This is a genomic window from Curtobacterium sp. MCLR17_054, assembly GCF_003234335.2.
GTDB lineage: Bacteria > Actinomycetota > Actinomycetes > Actinomycetales > Microbacteriaceae > Curtobacterium > Curtobacterium flaccumfaciens.
This window is the reverse complement of record NZ_CP126263.1, coordinates 2,172,012-2,188,167: the sequence shown is the minus strand read 5'-3', so window position 1 is coordinate 2,188,167 and position 16,156 is coordinate 2,172,012. Positions and strand designations below refer to the sequence as shown.

Here is a 16,156-nt window from a genome sequence, read left to right as displayed (position 1 = left end):
CCGGCGCTACGCTCAGCGGATGACCACAGCCGCCCCGAACCCTCCCGAGGTTCGCACCGTCGAGCGCCAGGGCCTCGACGTCATCGCCGAGTCCGATCGGAGGGGCACCCCACGGGGACTGTTCTGGCCGTGGTTCGCCGCCAACATCTCCGTGCTCGGCATCGCCTACGGGGCGTTCGTCATCGGGTTCGGCATCTCCTTCTGGCAGGCCACCGCCGTCTCGGTCGTCGGGGTGGTGTTCTCGTTCCTGCTGTGCGGCGTGGTCGCGATCGCCGGCAAGCGGGGGTCGGCGCCGACGATGGTGCTGAGCCGTGCGGCGTTCGGCGTGCGGGGCAACCGGGTGCCCTCGTTCCTCAGCTGGATCCTCACCGTCGGGTGGGAGACCTCGCTCGCCGCACTGGCGGTCCTGGCGACCTCGACGGTCTTCACCGAGCTCGGCTGGGACGGCGGGGTGCTGACGAAGGTCGTCGCGCTGGTCGTCGTCGCCGCGCTCGTGGTCGGGGCCGGCGTCGCGGGCTTCGACGTGATCATGCGCCTGCAGACCTGGATCACGGTCATCACGGGGGTGCTCACCGTCGTCTACATCGTGCTCGCGGTGCCCTCCATCGACTTCGCCGCGATCGCCGCGATGCCGTCCGGCAGCGGTCAGCAGGTCATCGGGGCCCTGGTCCTGGTGATGACCGGCTTCGGCCTCGGCTGGGTGAACGCTGCTGCCGACTACTCCCGGTACCTGCCGCGGGCCGCGTCCACCGGTGGGGTCGTCGGGTGGACGACCTTCGGCGGCGCGCTGGCCCCGGCGATCCTCGTGGTCTTCGGGGTCCTGCTCGCCGGGTCGTCGCCGGACCTGAACGCCGCCATCCAGGACGACCCGATCGGCGCGCTCACCACCATCCTGCCGATCTGGTTCCTCATCCCGTTCGCGATCGTGGCGATCCTCGGGCTCGTCGGGGGAGCGGTCCTCGACATCTACTCGTCGGGCCTCGCGCTGCTGAGCGTCGGCGTGAAGATCCCGCGGCCGGTCGCCGCCGGGGTCGACGGAGCGTTCATGGTCGCCGGCGCCGTGTACATCGCCTTCTTCGCGACCAGCTTCGCGAAGCCGTTCCAGGCGTTCCTGATCACCCTCGGCGTGCCGATCGCGGTGTGGGCCGGCATCTTCGTCGCGGACGTCCTGCTGCGCCGACGCGCCTACGCGGAGTCCGAGCTCGACGACCGTCGCGGCCGCTACGGTGACGTCCGGTGGGGCGCGATCGCGCTGGTCCTGGTCGGCACGGCCCTGGGCTGGGGACTCGTGACGCTCTCGTCGCCCGCGTGGTTGACGTGGCAGGGCTACCTGCTCGGCCCGTTCGGCCTCGGCGGACGCGAGGGGCCGTGGGCTTACGCAAACCTCGGCGTCCTCGTCGCCCTGGTCGTCGGGTTCCTCGGCACGCTGCTGTTCGCGCGCGGCTCGATCCGCCGGCAGGAAGCACTCGCCACCCCGGACGACCTGCGATGAGCGCGGAGATCCCCGACGACGCCTGGCTCGTCGTGATCGACATGCAGCAGGTCTTCACCGGCGAGAACCCGTGGGCCGCCCCGCGGTACGACCACGCCGGCGCCGGCATCGAGCGGCTCCTGCCGCGGTTCACGGGCCGCACGGTCTTCACCCGCTTCGTGGCTCCGGCGGAGCCCGAGGGTGCGTGGGTGCCGTACTACCGCGACTGGCCCTTCGCGCTGGTGCCGGACGCCGACCCGCTGTACGCGCTCACCGAGCCCTTCGCGTCGGCCGCCGCGGACCGGAACGACCCCGTCGTGACGGAACCGACCTTCGGCAAGTGGGGGACGAGCCTCCAGGCCGTCGTCGGCGACCACCCGCACCTGGTGCTCACGGGGGTGTCGACCGACTGCTGCGTGCTGTCGACCGCGCTGGCCGCGGCCGACGCCGGTGCGACCGTGACCGTCGTGGCGGACGCCTGCGCCGGCGCGACCGACGAGGACCACGACCGCGCGCTCGCGGTGATGCGGCTCTACGCCCCGCTGATCACGGTCGTCGACTCGGTCAGGGAGCTCTGAACGGACGCACGGGGACCGGACCCGGCACGGTCAGACCGAGCGCGTAGAGTGCTCACGTGCCCGCAGTCAACCTCGGTATGCCCAAGTCCCCCGAAACCCTCGCTCCGCGTCGCAAGTCGCGGCAGATCCGGGTCGGCAAGGTGCTCGTGGGCGGCGACGCCCCGGTGTCCGTGCAGTCGATGACCACGACGCAGACCACCAACATCAACGCGACGCTGCAGCAGATCGCCGAACTCACGGCCTCGGGCTGCGACATCGTCCGGGTCGCCGTCCCCACGCAGGACGACGCCGACGCGCTGGCGATCATCGCGAAGAAGTCGCAGATCCCCGTGATCGCCGACATCCACTTCCAGCCGAAGTACGTCTTCCAGGCGATCGACGCCGGCTGTGCCGCCGTCCGCGTCAACCCGGGCAACATCCGCAAGTTCGACGACCAGGTCGGCGCGATCGCCAAGGCCGCCAAGGACGCCGGCGTCTCGCTCCGCATCGGCGTGAACGCGGGGTCGCTCGAGCCGAGCCTGCTGCAGAAGTACGGAAAGGCCACCCCCGAGGCGCTCGTCGAGTCCGCCGTGTGGGAAGCCTCCCTGTTCGAGGAGCACGACTTCCACGACTTCAAGATCTCGGTCAAGCACAACGACCCGATCGTGATGGTCAAGGCCTACCGGCAGCTCGCCGCCGCCGGTGACTGGCCGCTGCACCTCGGCGTGACCGAGGCCGGCCCGGAGTTCCAGGGCACGATCAAGAGCGCCACCGCGTTCGGCATCCTGCTGGCCGAGGGCATCGGCGACACCATCCGCGTGTCGCTCTCCGCCCCGCCCGCGCAGGAGGTCAAGGTCGGCCTGCAGATCCTGCAGTCGCTCAACCTGCGCGAGCGCAAGCTCGAGATCGTCTCCTGCCCGAGCTGCGGTCGCGCGCAGGTCGACGTCTACCAGCTCGCGAACGACGTCACCAAGGGACTCGAGGGCATGACCGTCCCGCTCCGCGTCGCCGTCATGGGCTGCGTCGTGAACGGCCCGGGCGAGGCGCGCGAGGCCGACCTCGGCGTCGCTTCGGGCAACGGCAAGGGGCAGATCTTCGTCAAGGGCCAGGTCGTCAAGACCGTGCCCGAGGCCGAGATCGTCCAGACCCTCATCAACGAGGCGAACCGCATCGCGGACGAGATGGGTCCGGCCGCCGCCACCGGCACGCCCCAGGTGATCATGGCGCCGTAGGCGCGACCACCCTCCGGACCGGAGGCCCGGTGCCAGCTGGCACCGGGCCTCCGGTCCGTCGTCGTGCGGTGCTGGTGCCGGCGCCAGCGCCGGTCGGCACGGTGCGCGCTTCGCGAGCGGCCGCCGGGTTGATCGCCCGGTGCGAGGCTGCAGGCGCGCACGCAGCGGCTGGTGCCGCACCGGCCGATGAACCTCGCACCGTGCGGCTCCGCTCCGCGTCGCCCGCGGCGCGGCCGATGCGGGCGACGCACCGCGGACCGGCCCGGAGGCCCGCTGCAGCTGCTCGACGCGCATCCCCTCCGCACGGTGCGGACTTCGCGAGCGGCCGCCGGATTGACCGCCCCGTGCGAGCCTGCAGGCGCGCACGCAGCGGCTGCCGCCGCACGAGCCAGCGAACCGCGCACCGTGCCGAGCGGCGCCGCTCGCGCCCAGCGGCGGGGACACCGCAGCGAACCCGCGCCGTCGGCCCGTCGCCACTAGGCTTGCCCCGTGGTCACACGGCTTTCGCATCTGTTCCTCCGTACGCTCCGCGACGACCCCTCCGACGCCGAGGTGACGAGCCACAAGCTGCTCGTCCGCGCCGGGTACGTCCGTCGCCAGTCCCCGGGGATCTTCGCCTGGCTGCCGCTCGGCCTCCGGGTGCGCGCCAAGATCGAGGCGATCATCCGCGACGAGATGGTCGCAGCCGGTGCGCAGGAGGTCCTGCTGCCCGCGCTCCTGCCCCGTGAGCCGTACGAGGCGACGAACCGTTGGACCGAGTACGGCGACGGCATGTTCCGCCTGCAGGACCGCAAGGGGTCCGACTACCTGCTCGCCCCCACGCACGAGGAGATGTTCGCGCTCCTGGTGAAGGACCTGTACTCGTCCTACAAGGACCTGCCGGTCACGCTGTTCCAGATCCAGGACAAGTACCGCGACGAGGCCCGGCCCCGCGCCGGACTCCTGCGCGGCCGCGAGTTCACCATGAAGGACGCGTACTCGTTCGACCTCACCGACGAGGGCCTCGAGCGCAGCTACCAGGTCATGCGCGACGCGTACGAGAAGATCTTCGCCCGCCTCGGCCTCGACTACGTCATCGTCAAGGCCGACGCCGGCGCGATGGGCGGCTCGAAGTCCGAGGAGTTCCTGCACCCGATCGGCGTCGGCGAGGACACCTTCGTCCGCAGCGCCGGCGGCTACGCGGCCAACGTCGAGGCGTACGTCACCCCCGTCCCCGAGTCGCTGCCGATCGAGGGCCAGCCGGAGCCCGTGCTGCTGCCGGCGTCGGACACCCCGACGATCGACACGCTCGTCGCCCACGCGAACCAGGTCGCGCCGCGCGAGGGCGCGCCGTGGACCGCGGCGGACACGCTGAAGAACGTCGTCCTCGCGCTCACCCACCTCGACGGCACGCGCGAGGTCGTGGTCGTCGGCCTGCCCGGTGACCGTGACGTCGACCTGAAGCGCGCCGAGGTGTCGTTCGCCCCGGCCGAGGTCGAGGCCGCCGGTGACGACGACTTCAAGAAGCACCGGGGCCTGGTGAAGGGCTACATCGGCCCGCAGGTCCTCGGCGCCGACAGCGCCACCGGCCTCCGCTACTTCGTCGACCCGCGTGTGGTCGACGGCACGAGCTGGATCACCGGCGCCAACGAGCGCGGCGTGCACGTGTCCGGCCTCGTCGCCGGCCGTGACTTCGTGGCCGACGGTGTCGTCGAGGTCTCCGACGTCCGCGCGGGTGACCCGTCCCCGGACGGCTCCGGCCCCCTCGAGACCGCGCGCGGCATGGAGATCGGGCACGTCTTCCAGCTCGGCCGCAAGTACGCCGAGGCGCTCGGTCTCAAGGTGCAGGACGAGAACGGCAAGCTCGCGACGGTCACGATGGGCTCGTACGGCATCGGTGTGACCCGCATCCTCGCGATCCTGGCCGAGTCCCACAACGACGAGAAGGGCCTGGTCTGGCCGAAGAACGTCGCACCGTTCGACGTGCACATCGTCGCCACCGGCCGTGACCAGGTCGCCTACGAGCTGGCGGCGTCCGTCGTCGCCGAGCTCGAGGGCGAGCGGTTCGACGTGCTGTACGACGACCGCCCGAAGGTCTCGCCCGGCGTGAAGCTCCGTGACGCCGAGCTGCTCGGCATGCCGATCGTCGTCGTCGCCGGCCGCGGCGCCGCCGAGGGCGTCGTCGAGCTGTGGGACCGCGCGACCGGCGACCGCCGCGACGTGCCGGTGGCCGACCTGCTCGACGCGGTCCGCGCGATCTAGACGCGACCCCTGACGGACGGCAGGCCCGTGGCGACGCCGCCACGGGCCTCCTGTCCGTCTCCTGGTTCTGGGGTACGCTTGTGGCCGACTTCTGCGCAGTTCCACCCCGCAGGAGCGACTCATCTGAATACGGAGGCACCTCGGTGAAGATCGATCTCGCAGTCCTGCGACTCATGGAGCGCGAGCGGGAGATCCCGTTCGACGAGCTCGTCCAGATCATCGAATCTGCCATCCTGACCGCCTACCAGAAGCACGCCGACGAGAACGGCGAGCCAGCCCACGCGCAGTCGCGTGTGGAGCTCGACCGCAAGTCCGGCGAGGTCAGCGTCTACGTCCCCGAGCTGGACGACGAGGGCACCGTCATCGGTGAAGCCGTCGACCAGCCGAGCGACTTCGGACGCATCGCGGCCTTCGCGGCGAAGCAGGTCATCAACCAGCGCCTGCGCGACATCGGCGACGACAAGATCCTCGGCGAGTTCCGCGGCAAGGAAGGTGACATCGTCGCAGGCGTGGTCCAGCAGGGCCCGAACCCGAAGATGGTGCACGTCGACCTCGGCACGATCGAGGCGATCCTGCCGCCCGAAGAGCAGGTTCCGGGGGAGTCCTACAAGCACGGCTCCCGCATCCGCGTCTACGTGACGAGCGTCGCCCGCGGCAACAAGGGCCCGCAGATCATCGTGTCGCGCACGCACCCGGGCCTCGTCCGGAAGCTCTTCGCACTCGAGGTCCCGGAGATCGCGTCCGGTGTCGTCGAGATCACCTCGCTCGCCCGCGAGGCCGGCCACCGCACGAAGATCGCCGTCAAGGCGAACGAGCCCGGCGTGAACGCGAAGGGTGCCTGCATCGGCGAGCTCGGCGCACGTGTCCGGGCCGTCACGAACGAGCTCGGTGCCGAGAAGATCGACATCGTCGACTACTCGTCCGACCTCGCATCGTTCGTCGCGAGTGCCCTGTCGCCGGCCAAGGTGACCAGCGCGTTCGTGCTCGACGCCTCGACGAAGGCCGTCCGCGCGCTCGTGCCGGACTACCAGCTGTCGCTCGCGATCGGCAAGGAGGGGCAGAACGCCCGCCTCGCCGCGAAGCTCACCGGTGCCCGCATCGACATCCAGCCGGACTCCATCCTGGACGGCGAGGACTAGGACGATTTCGCTCCCGGCGCGCCCTGCGAGGGCGCGCCGGATCGCGCACGTCCGAGGCAAGGAGTAGAGTGGTTCCCGTCAGAACGTGCATCGGCAGTCGTCGTCGCGCTTCCCGATCCTCCCTCCTCCGAGTCTTCGCCCTGAGCGATGGCCGTGTCGTGGCGGATCCGAAGGCAGTCATGCCGGGCCGGGGAGCGTGGCTCACACCGACCGTCGATGCCTACGATCTGGCCGTCAAGCGCAGGGCTTTCCGCCGTGCGCTCCGGTTGGATCGCGATCCCGACACGTCCGCGGTGCTCGACCACATCGTCGGTCTCCCACAGGAACCGGCCGAGCGCCCGGACATGACAGAACAGGCTGAACGGCTTATGGACAACTGATGAGCGGCTCGAAATGAGACCCGTCATCCATTGAGTCCTGCCCCTTCACGGGGTGGGACCCGTGAAGGAGAACAGTGGCTAAACCACGCGTACACGAGATCGCAAGCGAACTCGGCGTCGACAGCAAGACCGCACTCGAGAAGCTCAAGGAGCTCGGCGAGTTCGTCCGGGGTGCCAGCTCGAGCATCGAGCCCCCCGTGGCACGGAAGCTCCGTGCCGCCCTCCAGGCAGACGGCGCCCCCGCGGCGAAGCCCGCCGCCTCGGCCTCCGCGCCGAGCGCACCCGCCAAGGCCAGCGCGCCGAAGTCGAGTGCACCCAAGCCCGGCGGCCCCCGTCCGGGTCCGGCTCGTCCGGCACCGGCTCCCGAGCCCGAGGCACCGGCAGCACCCGCTGCCGACGTCCCCGCGCCGGCCGCACCGAAGTCCGTCGCCCAGCGACAGGCCGAGGCCGAGGCAGCGCAGAAGGCCCGCGCCGAGAAGCAGGCCGCTGAGAAGCAGGCCGCCGAGCAGGCAGGCGGGTCGACCGACGCTGCTCCGAAGTCCGACGCCGTGAAGCCGGGCACCAGCCCGAAGGCTCCCGCGGCAGCCGGTCCGAAGCCGGGTGGCCCCAAGCCCGGTGCACGTCCGGGCAACAACCCGTACTCGTCGAACCAGGGCATGGGCTCGCGCCCGCCGCGCCCCGGCAACAACCCGTACTCGTCCAACCAGGGCATGGGCCAGCGCCCGGCCGCCGGCGCAGCCGGTGGCGGTGGCATCCCGCGTCCGCAGCCCCCGCGTCCGGGCACGCCCCGTCCGGGTGCTCCGCGTCCGGGTGGTCCCGGTCAGGGCAACCGTCCCAACGGCTTCGGGCAGCGCCCGGGCCAGGGTGGTGGCCGTGGCGGCCCCGGTGCCCGTCCGGGTGCCGGCGGCGGTGCCGGTGGTGGCTTCCCGCGTCCGGCCTTCAGCGGCCCGCGTCCCGCCGGTGGCGGTGGCCGTGGTCGTGGCCCCGGTGGTGGTACCGCCGGTGCGTTCGGTCGCGGTGGCGGCAAGAGCCGTGCCCGCAAGTCGAAGCGGACGAAGCGCGCCGAGTACGAGATGCGTCAGGCCCCGTCGCTCGGCGGTGTGCAGGTCCCTCGTGGCGACGGCAACACGGTCGTCCGACTCCGTCGTGGTGCGAGCATCTCGGACTTCGCGGACAAGATCGACGCCATGCCCGGCAACCTCGTGACGGTGCTGTTCCACCTCGGTGAGATGGCGACCGCGACCGAGTCGCTGGACGAGGCCACGTTCGAGGTCCTCGGTGACGAGCTGGGCTACAAGATCCAGATCGTCTCGCCCGAGGACGAGGACAAGGAGCTCCTCGAGGGCTTCGACATCGACCTCGACGCAGAACTCGAGGACGAAGACGACGACGTGCTGCAGCAGCGGCCGCCGGTGGTCACCGTCATGGGTCACGTCGACCACGGCAAGACCCGCCTCCTCGACGCGATCCGCAACTCGAAGGTCGTCGAGGGCGAGGCCGGTGGCATCACCCAGCACATCGGTGCGTACCAGATCGTCGCGCAGCACGAGGGCATCGACCGCCCGATCACCTTCATCGACACCCCGGGTCACGAGGCCTTCACGGCCATGCGTGCCCGTGGTGCCCAGGTGACGGACATCGCGATCCTCGTGGTCGCGGCGGACGACGGCATCATGCCGCAGACCATCGAGGCGTTGAACCACGCGCAGTCGGCCGGTGTGCCGATCGTCGTCGCGGTCAACAAGATCGACAAGGAAGGCGCGAACCCCGCCAAGGTCCGCCAGCAGCTCACCGAGTACAACCTGGTGGCCGAGGAGTACGGCGGCGACGTCATGTTCGTCGACGTGTCGGCGCGGCAGAACATCGGTATCCAGGAGCTCCTGGACGCCGTGCTGCTCACCGCGGACGCCGGTCTCGACCTGCGTGCGAACCCCGACAAGGACGCCCGTGGTGTCGCGATCGAGGCCCGGCTCGACAAGGGTCGCGGTGCAGTCGCCACGGTCCTCATCCAGTCCGGCACGCTCCACGTCGGTGACGCCATCGTGGCGGGTACGGCCTACGGCCGAGTCCGTGCGATGACGGACGAGAACGGGGTCGCGGTCAAGGCTGCGACGCCGAGCCGCCCGGTCCAGGTGCAGGGTCTGTCCTCGGTGCCCCGCGCCGGTGACACGTTCCTCGTCACCGAAGAGGACCGCACGGCGCGTCAGATCGCTGAGAAGCGTGAAGCCGCCGAGCGCAACGCCCTGCTGGCGAAGTCGCGCAAGCGCATCTCGCTCGAGGACTTCACCCGTGCGCTCGAAGAGGGCAAGGTCGAGTCGCTCAACCTCATCATCAAGGGTGACGTCTCCGGTGCCGTCGAGGCACTCGAGCAGTCGCTCCTGGACATCGAGGTCGACGACAGCGTCCAGCTCCGCATCCTGCACCGCGGTGTCGGTGCGATCACGGAGTCGGACATCGACCTCGCCACGATCGACAACGCCATCGTCATCGGCTTCAACGTCCGTCCGGACGTCAAGGCCCGTGAGCGTGCGGCGCGCGAAGGCATCGACGTGCGCTTCTACTCGGTCATCTACAACGCACTCGACGACATCGAGCAGTCCCTCAAGGGCATGCTCAAGCCCGAGTACGAAGAGGTCCAGTCGGGCGTCGCCGAGATCCGCGAGGTGTTCCGTTCCTCGAAGTTCGGCAACATCGCGGGTGTCATCGTCCGCTCCGGCACGATCACGCGCAACGCCAAGGCGCGCGTCATCCGCGAGGGTGTGGTGGTCGCCGATGGCCTGGCCATCGAGTCACTGCGTCGCTTCAAGGACGACGTGACCGAGGTCCGCACGGACTTCGAAGCCGGTATCGGTCTGGGCAAGTTCAACGACATCCAGATCGGCGACGAGGTCGAGACGACCGAACTCGTCGAGAAGCCGCGCGACTGATCGCGTGACTCCTCTGGGCCCCGGCCTCCCCACGCGGGAGGCCGGGGCCCGACCCCTTTCCCACGCAGGACCACCGGCGGGAAGCGTCCCGCCACTGCCTCAGGAGGCACCCAATGGCCGATCCGCAGCGCGCACGCAAGATGGCGGACCGCATCAAGGAAGTCGTCGCACGTCGAATCGACAAGGGTCTGCGGGACCCGCGACTCGGGTTCGTCACGATCACCGACGTCCGTGTGACCGGTGACCTGCAGCACGCGTCGATCTTCTACACCGTGTACGGCACCGACGAGGAGCGTGCGGACTCCGCCGCGGCGCTCAAGGCCGCGACCGGCATGCTCCGGTCCGAGGTCGGCAAGAACATCACCGCCCGGCTCACGCCGTCGCTCGAGTTCATCGCCGACGCCCTGCCCGAGACCTCGGCGCACATGGAGGACCTGCTCGTGCAGGCCCAGGTGCGCGACGAGCAGGTCCGCGCAGCCTCGGTCGGTGCGACGTACGCCGGCGACGCCGACCCGTACAAGCGCGACGAGGACGAGGACGACGACGACGCTGCCGAGACCGACGGCTCCGCCGAGCCGCGTTCCTAGACCCCGGGCAGCTGGTAGCCGCTCGCGTCGTCCCCGACGGCCAGTCCGTCACGCAGGAGCGACGCGAGCGCCCGGTCCCGCTGGTCGGCGTCCGGCCACACCGGTTCGATCTCGGACCGGGTGACCGGCACATCGCTGGCGCGCAGCTCGGCCATGATCAGGCCGCGCACCTGGCGGTCACTGCCGGCGAACTTCGCCTGCCGCGGAGCCCGCGGCCCGTCGTGCTCCGGGTACCCGGCCGCACGCCACGCGCAGCGTTCCGCGATCGGGCACGCATCGCACGCGGGGGAGCGGGACACGCACACCAGCGCGCCGAGCTCCATCACGGCGGCGTTCGTGGCGGCGGCGTCGTCGCGGTCCGCCGGCAGCACGGACTCCATGAGCGGGAGGTCCTGCTTCGCCTTCGCCGGCCCGGGTTCGCCCTGGCCGAGGACCGCACGTGCGAGCACGCGGCGCACGTTGACGTCCACGACCGGGTGCCGGTCGCCGTACGCGAAGACCGCGACGGCCCGCGCGGTGTAGTCGCCGATGCCCGGCAGGGCGAGCAGCGCGTCGACGTCGCGCGGCACGACGTTGCCGTGGTGGGTCGCGATCGCGGTCGCCGCCGCGTGCAGCGCGAGCGCGCGTCGCGGGTAGCCGAGCCGGTCCCAGGCACGCACCGCCTCGGACGGGGGCGAGTCCGCGAGGTCGCGAGGCGTCGGCCACCGGGTGAGCCACGCCTCCAGTCGGGGGACCACGCGCGCGACCTGCGTCTGCTGCAGCATGATCTCGCTGACGAGCGTCCCCCACGCGGGGAAGCCGGGGCGGCGCCACGGCAGGTCCCGCGCCTGCTGCCGGAACCACGCGATCAGCGGGGTCGCGATGTCGGGCCGTTCCGGCGTGGCCGGCTCCTGCACTCCGCGTCGCGCGGTCGGTTTGTCCACATCCGGTCTGGAGGCCCGACTCGCGTTCACCTCGACAGCCTACGGTGGACGCATGGCACGCTGGGCACCCGAAGAGACCGACACGATGGCTGCGATCGCCGCAGAGGCGATCGCGCAGGTCGGCACGAACCGCACCGTCATCGGCATCGACGGGCAGGACGGCACCGACCTCGAGCGGGTCGCGGCCGCGCTCGTCACCGGATTCGAGCAGCACGGGATCTCCGCGATGGCGGCCGCCGCGCCGTCGGCCGACCAGGACACGCTCCGGTCCGACCTGGTGACGCCCTTCCGCACGACCGGAGCCGGTGACGGTGTCCTGATCGTGCACGGGCGGGGCATCCTGGCCCCCGGGGTCCGTACCCTGTGGCGCTGGTCGCTGTGGGTCGAGCAGGAGTCCGGCCGACTCGAGCGTCGTGCCGACGTGAAGATCGCGGCCTCCGCGGTGCTCGACGTCACCGATCCCGAGCACCCCCGCCGCGAGTGGAACGACGCCTGCTGACCGGCGCTGGTAATCTCGCCTGGTGCTCGAAACCGCGCCGGACGGCATCCTCCTCGTCGACAAACCGCAGGGGATCTCCAGCCACCGGGTGGTCTCCATCGCCCGTCGGCGTCTCGGCCTGAAGAAGGTCGGCCACGCCGGCACCCTCGACCCCATGGCGACGGGGCTGCTGCTGCTCGGTATCGGGCCGTCCACCCGGTTGCTCACGCACCTGGTGGGCCTCGACAAGACCTACACGGCGACCATCCGGCTCGGTGTCTCCACGGACTCCGACGATGCCGACGGCACGCCGACCGCTGCTGTCGGTGTGGCCGCTGCCGACGTCTCGGACGACGCCGTCGAGACCGCCGTCGCAGCACAGCGCGGCGTGATCGACCAGGTCCCGTCTACGGTCAGTGCGATCAAGGTCGACGGGCGCCGTGCCTACGACCTGGCGCGCAAGGGCGAGGCGGTGGAGCTCAAGTCCCGCACGGTGACCGTCTCGCAGTTCGACGTGACGACGCGGAACGAGCGGACCGTCGCGGTCGACGGCACCGACGTCGCCGTGGTGGACCTGGACGTCGTCGTGACCTGCTCGTCGGGCACCTACGTCCGTGCGCTCGCCCGTGACGTCGGCGCTGCCCTCGGCACCGGGGCGCACCTCGTCGCCCTCCGTCGGACCCGCGTCGGACCGTTCGACGTGCAGGACGCCATCGACCTCGAGGACGACGCCGTCGACGTCCGCGCCGCGCTCGCACGTCCGGCGGACATCGCCCGGCGACTCTTCTCGTCGGTGACGCTCGACGCAGCCTCGGCGAAGGACCTCACCGACGGCAAGCGTGTCGCGGCCGAGCACCCCGACTCGGACGGACCGGTGGCAGCGGTCACCGCGTCCGACGACCGGCTGGTCGGCCTCGTCTCCGTCCGCCGGGGGCTGCTCCGGGTCATCACGAACTTCCCGACGCCCGGTGCGTCGTCCTCCTCGCAGACCGGAGCCCGCGCGTGATCGAGTGGTACATGTGGGTGCAGCTGGTGCTCGCCGTCGTGGTGGGGCTCTTCGCGGTCGTCGTGGGGTTCATCGGCTGGAAGCCGAACGACTACACGGTCGGCGCGCTCGTGCTCATCGAGTTGCTGCTCCTTGCGCAGGGCGTCATCTCGATCGTGCTGCCGGCGACGGGCAGTCCGCCCGACGGCAACGCGCTCGAGTTCGGGGTGTACGCCGTTTCTGTCCTGCTCGTCCCGCCGGCCGCGGTCGTGTGGGCACTGATCGACCGCACGAAGTGGAGCACCGTGGTGCTCGGCGCCGGGGCCTTCACCGTCGCGGTGATGGTCTACCGGATGTACCAGATCTGGTTCGCGCTGAACTGACGCCGGAGGTCATGCGCGCAGCCGCGCGTCGGTAGAATCGGTGCAATGGCGACCAGATCCTCACTCGCGACCGGCATCGGCCGCGTCCTCATCGCCGTGTACGGCATCCTCGCGCTGGCGGCGACCGGACGCAGCGTCGTGCAGATCATCGAGAAGTTCTCGTTCGCACCGTTCGCCTACACGCTCAGTGCCATCGCTGCCGTCGTCTACATCGTCGCGATGATCGCCCTCATCGTGCCCGGCCGGTTCTGGTACCGGGTCGCCTGCGTCACGATCGTGTTCGAGATGACCGGCGTGCTCGTCATCGGCACCCTGTCGCTGTTCGACCGCCAGCTGTTCCCCGACGACACCATCTGGTCGTACTACGGCTTGGGCTACGCCTTCGCGCCGCTCGTCCTGCCGATCGCCGGGCTCTGGTGGCTCCGCAAGCACCACCGCACCGCGGTCACCGAGCCGTCGGCACCGGCTGCGTCCTCGTCCACCGCCCCGGCGAGCGAGTAGGAGCCACCGTGCAGTTCTACGAGGACACCGCCGACGTGGCGGACGGGTTCGGCCCGAGCGCCGTCACCATCGGCAAGTTCGACGGCGTGCACGTCGGGCACCGAGCCGTCATCGCACACCTCGAGCGCGCCGCCCGCGAGCACGACCTCGTGGCCACCGTGGTCACGTTCGACCGCCACCCGCTCAACGTCATCGACCCGCCGCACGTCCCGCCGGCCCTGACGAGCACCGCGCAGCGCCGCGAACTGCTCGAGGACGCCGGGGTCGACGCCACCCTGCTGCTCCGGTTCGACCAGGAACTGCAGTCGAAGTCGCCCGAGGCGTTCGTGTCCGAGATCCTCGTCGACACCCTGCACGCCCGGCTCGTCTTCGTCGGCAGCGACTTCCGCTTCGGTGCGAAGGGCGCCGGTGACGTCGCGCTGCTGCGGACCCTGGGGGAGCAGCACGGCTTCACCGTCGAGCTCATCGACGACGTGGACCTCATCGACGACGTCCGACCCGACGGTGAGCGCCGGGTGTCCTCCACCTGGATCCGTGAGCTCCTGGGCCAGGGCCGCGTGGCCGAGGCCGCTCGACTCCTCGGGCGGGAACACGCCGTGCGGAGCGTCGTGGTGCACGGCAACCAGCGCGGCCGGGCGATGGGGTACCCCACCGCGAACCTCGACCCGGCGTGCGAGGGCTTCGTCCCCGCCGACGGTGTCTACGCCGCCCGGGTGCTGCACGACGGCACCGTCTACCCGGCAGCGGTGTCGGTCGGCAACAACCCGACGTTCGAGGGTGTGCCGGCGAAGCAGATCGAGGCGCACCTGCTCGACGTCGACATCGACCTGTACGGCGATCGGATCTCGGTGCTCTTCGTGTCGTACGTGCGCGGCATGGTGAAGTTCTCGTCGATGGACGAGCTCGCCGCGCAGATGCGGCAGGACGATCTGGACATCCGGCTGCTGCTCGGACTGCCCGCGCCGGTCTGACCTGCCGAGCACACTGGTTCCCCCGTACGACGACGCCCCCGTACGACGATGCCCCCGTGACCATCGGTCACGGGGGCGTCGTTCGTGCTGCGGAAGCTCAGCCGCCCAGGGCGTCGAGCCAGATCTTGCGGGCGTCGAGGGCTTCCTGCGCGTCCTTGATCTTCCGGGCGTCACCGGTGGCCTGCGCCGCGGCGAGCTCGGACTGGAGCTTGCCGATCGCGTCTTCCAGCTGGCTCGCGAGGCCGTTCTGACGGGCCTTGCGCTCCGGGTTCGATTCCTTCCAGTGCGCGTCCTCGAGCCCACGGACGTGGTCCTCGATCGCACGCAGGCGGTCCTCGACCCGACGGACGTCGCCGCGGGGGACCTTGCCGATCTCGTCCCACCGGCGCTGGATGCCGGTGAGGGTCTTGCGCGCGGCGACCCGGTCGGTCGCCTGCAGGAGCGGCTCGGCCTCGGTCAGCAGGGCCTGCTTCGCCTCGAGGTTGGCGGAGAACTCTTCGTTCTCGGCTGCGCTCTCGGCGTGGCGCTGCTCGAACAGCACGTCTCCGGCGGCCTTGAAGCGCGCCCAGAGTGCATCGTCGTGCCGCTTGCCGGCGCGCCCGGCGTTCTTCCAGTCGTCGAGGAGCTGGCGGTAGTCCGGGATCGCGTCGGAACCGCGGGGCGCGAGGGCCTCGGCCTGCGCCACGAGCTCCTGCTTGCGGGTCCGGGCGTCACGGTGCTGTGCGTCCAGCTCGGAGTAGAAGGCACGACGGTGCTGGTCGACGGTGGACCGCGCTGCGCGGAACCGCTTCCACAGGTCGTTCGCCTCGTTCTTGGGGATCCGCGGCCCGTCGTGCTGGTGCTGCTGCCAGCGCGCGAACACGTCGTCGAGCTGCGCCGTGATCTGCTTCCACTGCGCGCGTGCGGGGTCCACCGCGGCGAGTGCCTCGGCTTCCTCCACCAGGGCGGTGCGGTGCGCCAGGGCGTCCTGCAGGGCCTGCTGCGCCTGCTCCGCCTGCTCCTTGGTGAGCGAGCCGAGCTGCTCGGCGAGAACGCCCACGCGGGTCTCGAGCGACTTGATGTCACCCACCACGCGCGCGTCGGCGACCAGGGCCGTCAGGTGCTCGACCGTCCGGGCGACGTCGTTCGCCGACGCACCGCGCTGGACGCGCTGCTCGGCGATCTTCACCTGCCCCTCGAGGTCGGCGTACTTCCGCGCGAAGTAGGCGAGGGCTTCTTCGGGGGTGGCGTCCGGGTACTCACCGACAGCACGTTCGGTCTCTTCGTACCGGACGTACACGGTCCCGTTCTCGTCGACCCGCCCCCAGGTCGTTGCTTCGTCAGATCCCACAGGTCTCGCCTCGATCGTGGTCGTGCATCGCCGACGTCACCGTCGGCACGG

15 protein-coding genes are annotated in these 16,156 nt (G+C 70.8%); 13 read left to right on the top strand and 2 right to left on the bottom strand.

Annotated features, from left to right (window positions below):
* Positions 1–19: 19 nt before the first annotated feature.
* The 8 genes from DEJ08_RS10450 to rbfA all read left to right on the top strand — a co-directional run bounded on the left by DEJ08_RS10450 (position 20) and on the right by rbfA (position 10,534).
* Positions 20–1,492, top strand: a complete 1,473-nt coding sequence (locus DEJ08_RS10450) for a purine-cytosine permease family protein (RefSeq protein WP_111053973.1) — start codon at positions 20–22, stop codon at positions 1,490–1,492.
* A complete protein-coding gene (locus DEJ08_RS10445; protein ID WP_111053972.1) occupies positions 1,489–2,049 on the top strand; it encodes a cysteine hydrolase family protein in 561 nt (186 codons plus the stop codon). Before DEJ08_RS10450 ends, DEJ08_RS10445 begins: the two co-directional genes overlap by 4 nt.
* Before the next feature lie 56 nt (positions 2,050–2,105).
* A complete protein-coding gene (gene ispG, locus DEJ08_RS10440) occupies positions 2,106–3,260 on the top strand; it encodes a flavodoxin-dependent (E)-4-hydroxy-3-methylbut-2-enyl-diphosphate synthase (RefSeq protein ID WP_171907786.1) in 1,155 nt (384 codons plus the stop codon).
* Positions 3,261–3,749: 489 nt separating this feature from the next.
* Positions 3,750–5,501 carry a proline--tRNA ligase gene (locus DEJ08_RS10435; RefSeq protein ID WP_027465763.1) on the top strand — a complete coding sequence of 584 codons (1,752 nt, stop codon included), beginning with the start codon at positions 3,750–3,752 and terminating at the stop codon, positions 5,499–5,501.
* A 143-nt stretch (positions 5,502–5,644) separates the two neighbouring features.
* Positions 5,645–6,640 (top strand): transcription termination factor NusA, encoded by a 996-nt coding sequence (gene nusA / locus DEJ08_RS10430; protein ID WP_071414715.1) that lies wholly within the window; start codon positions 5,645–5,647, stop codon positions 6,638–6,640.
* 68 nt (positions 6,641–6,708) lie between these two features.
* On the top strand, positions 6,709–7,020 hold the full coding sequence (locus DEJ08_RS10425; protein WP_111053971.1) for a DUF448 domain-containing protein: 312 nt from the start codon (positions 6,709–6,711) through the stop codon (positions 7,018–7,020).
* Positions 7,021–7,094: 74 nt separating this feature from the next.
* Complete coding sequence (gene infB, locus DEJ08_RS10420) at positions 7,095–9,947, top strand: translation initiation factor IF-2 (protein WP_110864590.1); 2,853 nt, start codon at positions 7,095–7,097, stop codon at positions 9,945–9,947.
* Between the two features lie 113 nt (positions 9,948–10,060).
* Positions 10,061–10,534, top strand: coding sequence for a 30S ribosome-binding factor RbfA (rbfA, locus tag DEJ08_RS10415; RefSeq protein ID WP_111053970.1), 474 nt, complete (start codon positions 10,061–10,063; stop codon positions 10,532–10,534).
* Here the strand turns inward: rbfA and DEJ08_RS10410 are convergent.
* Positions 10,531–11,457 carry an iron-sulfur binding domain-containing protein gene (locus tag DEJ08_RS10410; RefSeq protein WP_502869400.1) on the bottom strand — a complete coding sequence of 309 codons (927 nt, stop codon included), beginning with the start codon at positions 11,455–11,457 and terminating at the stop codon, positions 10,531–10,533. The two genes, rbfA and DEJ08_RS10410, sit on opposite strands and share 4 nt — an antisense overlap.
* 52 nt (positions 11,458–11,509) lie before the next feature.
* On the opposite strand from DEJ08_RS10410, the gene DEJ08_RS10405 reads away from it, so the two are divergent.
* The 5 genes from DEJ08_RS10405 to DEJ08_RS10385 are packed head-to-tail and all read left to right on the top strand — an operon-like array spanning position 11,510 to position 14,775.
* Complete coding sequence (locus tag DEJ08_RS10405; RefSeq protein WP_111023071.1) at positions 11,510–11,956, top strand: hypothetical protein; 447 nt, start codon at positions 11,510–11,512, stop codon at positions 11,954–11,956.
* Between the two features lie 22 nt (positions 11,957–11,978).
* Positions 11,979–12,941 (top strand): tRNA pseudouridine(55) synthase TruB, encoded by a 963-nt coding sequence (gene truB, locus DEJ08_RS10400; RefSeq protein WP_071244775.1) that lies wholly within the window; start codon positions 11,979–11,981, stop codon positions 12,939–12,941.
* The gene (locus DEJ08_RS10395) at positions 12,938–13,303 is read left to right on the top strand and encodes a hypothetical protein (RefSeq protein WP_071403707.1); all 366 of its coding nucleotides are present in this window, start codon (positions 12,938–12,940) and stop codon (positions 13,301–13,303) included. The genes truB and DEJ08_RS10395 overlap by 4 nt, the downstream gene beginning before the upstream one ends.
* Positions 13,304–13,348: 45 nt before the next feature.
* A complete protein-coding gene (locus DEJ08_RS10390; protein ID WP_071403708.1) occupies positions 13,349–13,804 on the top strand; it encodes a hypothetical protein in 456 nt (151 codons plus the stop codon).
* Between the two features lie 8 nt (positions 13,805–13,812).
* Entirely contained in the window at positions 13,813–14,775 is a 963-nt protein-coding gene (locus DEJ08_RS10385; protein WP_111053969.1) for a bifunctional riboflavin kinase/FAD synthetase, read from the top strand.
* A 97-nt stretch (positions 14,776–14,872) separates the two neighbouring features.
* Here the strand turns inward: DEJ08_RS10385 and DEJ08_RS10380 are convergent, their stop codons facing one another.
* Positions 14,873–16,105: a DUF349 domain-containing protein gene (locus DEJ08_RS10380; protein WP_110864584.1), complete on the bottom strand. Its 1,233-nt coding sequence runs from the start codon at positions 16,103–16,105 to the stop codon at positions 14,873–14,875.
* Positions 16,106–16,156 lie beyond the last annotated feature (51 nt).

Excerpts from the sequence above, each read along its gene's own strand:
- DEJ08_RS10450 (WP_111053973.1), top strand. The coding sequence starts at position 20 with ATGACCACAGCCGCCCCGAACCCTCCCGAGGTTCGCACCGTCGAGCGC.
- DEJ08_RS10390 (WP_071403708.1), top strand. The coding sequence starts at position 13,349 with ATGGCGACCAGATCCTCACTCGCGACCGGCATCGGCCGCGTCCTCATC.
- DEJ08_RS10445 (WP_111053972.1), top strand. The coding sequence starts at position 1,489 with ATGAGCGCGGAGATCCCCGACGACGCCTGGCTCGTCGTGATCGACATG.
- DEJ08_RS10405 (WP_111023071.1), top strand. The coding sequence starts at position 11,510 with ATGGCACGCTGGGCACCCGAAGAGACCGACACGATGGCTGCGATCGCC.
- rbfA (WP_111053970.1), top strand. The coding sequence starts at position 10,061 with ATGGCCGATCCGCAGCGCGCACGCAAGATGGCGGACCGCATCAAGGAA.